At 42.1% G+C, this 6,410-nt stretch carries 4 protein-coding genes; all 4 read left to right on the forward strand.

Annotated elements, in window-relative coordinates; genetic code table 11:
• Positions 1 to 132: 132 nt before the first annotated feature.
• The 4 genes from ACIFPW_RS04915 (at position 133) to ACIFPW_RS04930 (ending at position 6,395) form a co-directional block, all read left to right on the forward strand.
• Complete coding sequence (locus ACIFPW_RS04915; RefSeq protein ID WP_430242468.1) at positions 133 to 822, forward strand: heptaprenylglyceryl phosphate synthase; 690 nt, start codon at positions 133 to 135, stop codon at positions 820 to 822.
• Between the two features lie 63 nt (positions 823 to 885).
• The gene (pcrA, locus tag ACIFPW_RS04920) at positions 886 to 3,108 is read left to right on the forward strand and encodes a DNA helicase PcrA (RefSeq protein WP_430242469.1); all 2,223 of its coding nucleotides are present in this window, start codon (positions 886 to 888) and stop codon (positions 3,106 to 3,108) included.
• A 25-nt stretch (positions 3,109 to 3,133) separates the two neighbouring features.
• Entirely contained in the window at positions 3,134 to 5,134 is a 2,001-nt protein-coding gene (gene ligA / locus ACIFPW_RS04925) for an NAD-dependent DNA ligase LigA (protein ID WP_430242471.1), read from the forward strand.
• Positions 5,135 to 5,147: 13 nt separating this feature from the next.
• Positions 5,148 to 6,395 (forward strand): CamS family sex pheromone protein, encoded by a 1,248-nt coding sequence (locus tag ACIFPW_RS04930; RefSeq protein WP_430242472.1) that lies wholly within the window; start codon positions 5,148 to 5,150, stop codon positions 6,393 to 6,395.
• Positions 6,396 to 6,410 lie beyond the last annotated feature (15 nt).

The following is a 6,410-nucleotide window of genomic DNA, read 5'->3' on the forward strand; positions in this document are numbered from 1 at the left end:
CCAACTCGAACACAAAGACCGTGTTCAATTTGGAGGGCTCCAGTGCCTGCCGGGTCTAAACGGAGGCTTCCGCTTTTCATGTATTCTTTGATATAATCCAATTTATGAGGAAAAGTGGGAGGAAGGGTTAGGATGTTTGATTTTCGAGAGTGGAAGCATGTGTTTAAGCTGGATCCGAATAAGGAGATAGAGGATTATGATCTTGAGGCGATTTGTGAGTCTGGGACGGATGCGGTGATTGTTGGTGGTAGTGATGGCGTTACGCTTGATCGGACTTTAGATCTACTTGCTAGAATTCGCCGTTACGCGGTACCATGTGCTCTTGAGGTATCCACTGTTGAGGCAGTGACACCAGGATTTGATTTTTATTTTATTCCGACAGTGTTGAATACGGAAGATAGCCGATGGGTGACCGGATTACATCATGAAGCTGTGAAAGATTTTGGCGAAATCATGAACTGGGATGAAATTGTGATGGAAGGGTATTGTATTTTAAACCAGGATTCTAAGGTTGCTCAGTTAACTTCTGCTCATACTAATCTAGATGAAGCTGATGTTCTTGCTTATGCTCGTATGGCAGAGAAAATGTTCAAACTGCCCATTTTTTATGTGGAATATAGCGGAACATATGGAGATGCAGAGCTTGTTCGGAAAGTGAGCCAGGTTCTTGACGATACGCAACTTTTTTATGGTGGCGGAATTGATTCTCCTGAGAAAGCGAAAGAAATGGCAGCTTCTGCAGATACGATTATTGTCGGGAACGTCATATACGATAATATGAAGCAGGCGATAAAAACTGTTGCTGCTGTGAAAGGAAATTGATTCTCTCCTGTCGATCAGGTAAAATAAGAAACAAGAACATACGTTTGTGAGGAGTGCGAAAACATGCAACGAATAGTTGATAAGTTACTAAACGGGCTAAATCCCGAACAACAAGAAGCGGTCAAGCACACGGATGGACCGCTTTTAATTATGGCTGGAGCAGGTAGTGGAAAAACGAGAGTGCTGACGCATCGTATTGCGTATCTTCTTGTGGAGAAACAGGTATCTCCTTGGAATATTCTTGCGATTACGTTTACGAATAAAGCGGCGCGAGAAATGAGAGAGCGAGTGAATTCGATTACGGGACCAGTCTCGGAAGATATTTGGATTTCAACATTCCACTCTATGTGCGTACGTATTTTAAGAAGAGACGGTGATCGGATTGGGATTAACCGCAACTTCACCATTCTTGATTCTGGGGACCAGCTGACTGTTATTAAGAAGATCTTGAAAGAGCAGAACGTAGATCCAAAGAAATTTGAGCCTAGAGGGATTCTTGGCAGTATTAGCTCTGCAAAAAATGAACTCGAAACCCCTGAAGATTATAAAGCTAATGCAAAGGGACCTTACGAAAGTGTTGTTGCTGATGCATATGAGCAATATCAGAAGCAGCTTCGTAAAAACCAGGCGCTTGATTTTGATGATTTGATTATGCGGACGATCACGTTGTTCAAAAAGGTGCCGGAAGTACTCGAGTTTTATCAGCGTAAATTTCAGTACATTCATGTTGATGAGTATCAAGATACAAACAAAGCACAATATATCCTTGTTAAACTCATGGCTGAGAAATATCAGAACCTTTGCGTAGTAGGTGATTCTGATCAGTCGATCTACCGCTGGCGTGGTGCGGACATACAGAACATTCTTTCCTTCGAGAAGGACTATCCAAGTGCACGCGCGATATTCCTTGAGCAAAACTATCGTTCAACTAAGAAAATTCTACAAGCGGCCAATGTAGTTATTGAAAATAATACGAACAGAAAGCCTAAAAAGCTTTGGACGGATAATGATGATGGGCCACATATTACTTACTATCAGGCAAACGATGAACATGATGAGAGTCGTTTCGTAACAGGGAAAATCCTTGATATGGTGAATAGCGGACAGCGAACGAATTCACAAATAGCGATTCTTTATCGTACGAATGCCCAGTCGCGTGTGATTGAGGAAATTTTAAATAAGTCGAACATCCATTACAACATTGTCGGTGGTACAAAGTTCTACGACCGTAAAGAGATTAAAGATGTTCTAGCATACCTCCGTCTCATTGCTAATCCAGATGATGATATTAGCTTACTTCGAATTGTGAATGTTCCAAAGCGTGGTGTTGGTGCATCGACAATGGACAAGGTAGCACAATATGCGGCTAATCAGGATATTTCTATCTTTACAGCTCTTCAAGAAGTCGAGCAGATCGGGTTAAGCGCTCGTTTCACTAAGACTCTTAAATCATTTGGTAATCAAATGGCAAACTGGTCACAAATGCAGGAATATCTAGCCGTATCTGAACTTGTTGAGGAAGTAATTGATAAATCAGGGTATCGTGATGCGTTAAGAAACGAGAATACAATCGAATCACAAACACGACTTGAAAACATTGATGAATTTCTTTCTGTTACACAAGAATTTGAGAAAGCAAGTGAAGATAAAAGCCTAATCGCTTTTCTAACAGACCTTGCGCTCGTTGCAGATATCGATAAGTTAGATGAGGATGAAGGTGAGCAGAAGGAAGCTGTTACACTTATGACGCTCCATTCAGCAAAAGGTTTGGAATTTCCTGTTGTTTTCCTCATTGGGATGGAAGAAGGAGTATTCCCGCATAGTCGTTCCCTATTTGAGGAAGAGGAGATGGAAGAAGAGCGTCGTCTAGCATATGTCGGTATTACAAGAGCAGAAGAAGAGCTTTTCATAACAAATTCTCGTCTTAGAACACTTTACGGAAAAACAAACGCGAATCCTGTGTCCCGCTTCATAGGAGAGATACCAGAAGAATTACTTGAGAAGCAAGGTCAAGAAAAGCCAGCTACACCGTTTGGTGGAACTAGTTCCCGACCTTCTTCAAGACCTGCTACTCCAAAGACGCCTAGACGTCCTCAACTTACTTCAACGGGTGGAGATTCACTCGATTGGAAAGTAGGAGATAAAGCAAGTCACCGCAAATGGGGCGTTGGTACGGTCGTTAGCGTTAAGGGTGAGGGTGACTCGACTGAGCTTGATATTGCTTTCCCTAACCCGGTAGGAATTAAGCGTTTGTTAGCGAAGTTTGCGCCTATTGAAAAGCAATAGTCATTTTAGAAGGTGGGGTTTGACGATGGAAGAAAAGCAAAAGCGCATCGAAGAGCTTCGTCAGCTCTTAAATCAGTACAATTACGAGTACCACGTTCTAGATCAGCCGACCGTTCCTGATGCCGAGTATGATCGGATGATGAATGAATTAATTAACCTGGAAGAAGAGACTCCTGAACTTAAAACGGAAGATTCTCCAACTCAGCGCGTCGGTGGCCCGCCGCTTGAAGGCTTTCAAAAAGTTGAACACAGAGTACCTATGCTAAGCCTTGGTAATGCATTTGGTGAAGAGGACTTGAAGGACTTCGACCGACGTGTACGTGATCGAATTGGCGAAAACTTTTCGTATGTATGCGAGTTAAAAATAGACGGTCTTGCCGTTTCACTTATTTATGAAGATGGAGTTCTTGTGCGTGGAGCCACACGTGGGGATGGCACGGTAGGAGAGGACATTACTCAGAATTTGAAAACCATTCCAGCTATCCCACTTCGTTTAAGCGAGAATGTTAGCATGGAGGTGCGTGGTGAGGCGTTCATGCCAAAGCCATCCTTCATGAAATTAAATGAAGCACGTGAGAAGAACGATCAGGATTTATTTGCAAATCCTCGAAATGCAGCGGCTGGTTCTCTTCGCCAGCTTGATCCAAAGATTGCTGCTAGCCGCAACTTGTCTATTTTTGTATACGGTGTAGGTACGGTTGAAGGCAGGGAAATTAGTTCACATTCAAATGGCCTTGATTTTCTCAAAGAGCTAGGATTCAAAACCAATCCAGAATGGAAGCGATGTAACACGATTGATGATGTTATTGATTACATCGGTGGTTGGTCAGAGAAACGTCCTGATCTTTCATACGAGATCGATGGGATTGTTGTGAAAGTAGATGCCCTCAATCAACAAGAGGAGCTAGGATTTACTGCGAAAAGTCCACGATGGGCCATTGCATACAAGTTTCCTGCTGAAGAGGTTGTAACGCAGCTCTTGGATATTCAGCTTAATGTGGGCAGAACTGGTGTCGTCACTCCCACGGCTGTTTTAGAACCAGTGCTTGTTGCTGGGACAACCGTACAGCGAGCATCTCTTCATAATGAGGATCTGATTCGTGAGAAGGATATTAAAATTGGAGACTATGTCGTTGTGAAAAAAGCAGGAGACATTATCCCTGAAGTTGTTTCTGTTCTCGAAGACCGTCGTACAGGTGAAGAAAAAGCATTTTCTATGCCTGAGAAGTGTCCTGAATGTGATAGTGATCTCGTTCGATTAGAAGAAGAGGTCGCACTTCGATGCATTAATCCAAAATGTCCAGCTCAGCTCCGTGAAGGACTCATTCATTTTGTTTCACGCAATGCAATGAATATTGATGGACTAGGTGAACGGGTGATTACTCAGCTGTTTCGTGAGGAATTAATTCATGATGTAGCAGATATCTATCAGCTGACACACGATCAACTTATTGAGTTAGAGCGAATGGGTGAGAAGTCAGTTTCCAACCTTCTTGAGGCGATAAGCGTCTCAAGGAATAATTCATTAGAAAAACTGTTGTTTGGTCTGGGGATACGCCATGTCGGTGCAAAAGCTGCGAAAACTCTTGCACAACAATTTGGCTCTATGGACAGTATTGTTCAAGCAAATATAGAAGATCTTGAAGCAATTAATGAAGTGGGACAGAAAATGGCTGATTCTGTTGTGCGATATTTTCAAAACGAAGAAGTGCATGAACTAATTGAAGAATTAAAAGAAGCTGGCGTTAATATGACCTATAAAGGACCTAAGCCAGTTGCGGTAGAAGACATTGATTCCGTGTTTGCGGGTAAAACAATTGTACTCACTGGTAAGTTAGAACAGTTGAGTCGCGGGGAAGCAAAGAAGAAGCTTGAAGAACAAGGCGCAAAGGTGACAGGTAGTGTAAGTAAGAGCACAGATCTTGTCATTGCAGGGGAAGATGCTGGTTCTAAGCTTGAAAAGGCAGAGTCTCTTGGCATTGACGTGTGGAGTGAGAACAGGTTCCTTGAAGAGTTAAACGAATGAGGAGAGGGAAGTAATGCCAAAGAAGCAAACGTTCATCGTTAGTATCATGGCCCTTTCGCTCGTATTATCCGGTTGTGTTCCAAGTTTTATGAAGGGCGATCAGGACGATACAGTGAAAGTGAATGATTCAGAAGGCGAAGATAGCGAAGAAATGATTGTTAGTGAAGATATCAAAACATCTGAAACGTATTATCGTTCAGTACTTGAGAAGGATGGGGATAAGAATTCTCTTGATACTTCACAAGTTAGGGGATTAATCACGGCTGGCGTTGATAACCGTCTCGATGTTGATGCGCTTGAGATGGGTTTAATCAGACTTTCTCAAGAGCAATTTGATCCTGAGAAATATTTCTTTAAAGAAGGGCAGCTTTTTGATACAGAGCAAATTCATAGCTGGCTGTATCGAGATAATGGTGTAACGAAAGAAGAAGCTGAAAAAGATAAAGAGAAGGAAGTAAATGAGGGACTTAATCCACAGCTCGGAGTGGAAGAAAATCCTGCTAATTATGAGCAAGTAATTGAAGCAGAGAAGAAAAACCCTAAATTCTTATCTTATATACATGAACAAGATTACTATGTTCAAAACAAAGATGACGAGTTACAACTAGGCGGAATTTCGATTGCCTTATCGCTTTATTCTGAATATCCTTACTCTGTTCTTGATGAGAATGGCTTGAAATATACTGGTTCAGTGAAACTAGGGAAAGAAGAAGTGATTTCTAAGGCGAAGGAATCGATTGAACCAATTGTGAAGAAAATTCGTGCTGAGCATGACGTACCTATCATGTTCACTCTGTTTTTAGAGCAACCAAGACAATCAGTTGTCCCAGGAAACTTTGTGGCGAGCACGATTGTAGGAGAGGGGAAATCCAGCCCAGATTCATGGAAGGATTTGAATGAGAAGTACGTTGCTTTTCCTTCTTCCGCAGCCTCCGACGAGTACCCTGCTGAAGCAGAGAAGTTTGATGATTTCACGCGTGAAATCCAGGATTTCTTTCCAAACTTTGTTGGTGTCATTGGCACCGGGTTCTATAAACAGGATGAGCTTACACAATTGAAGGTTGAAATACCAATTCAATTCTATAGTAAAGCGGAGGTCATTTCGTTTACACAGTTCGTAAACGGTCTTGTCAAGAAACGGAATGATACATTTCCTCAGGAGCTTCCGGTCTCCATCTACATTACAAATAACGGAGAAACGGAAAGTATGATTGTGAAAGATCCTAACGAAGAAGAACCGTTTGTTCATATTTATCAATAAACAAAAACCCTCTCA

The sequence above is a fragment of the Pseudalkalibacillus sp. NRS-1564 genome, assembly GCF_050467905.1.
Taxonomy (GTDB): domain Bacteria; phylum Bacillota; class Bacilli; order Bacillales; family Guptibacillaceae; genus Guptibacillus; species Guptibacillus hwajinpoensis_B.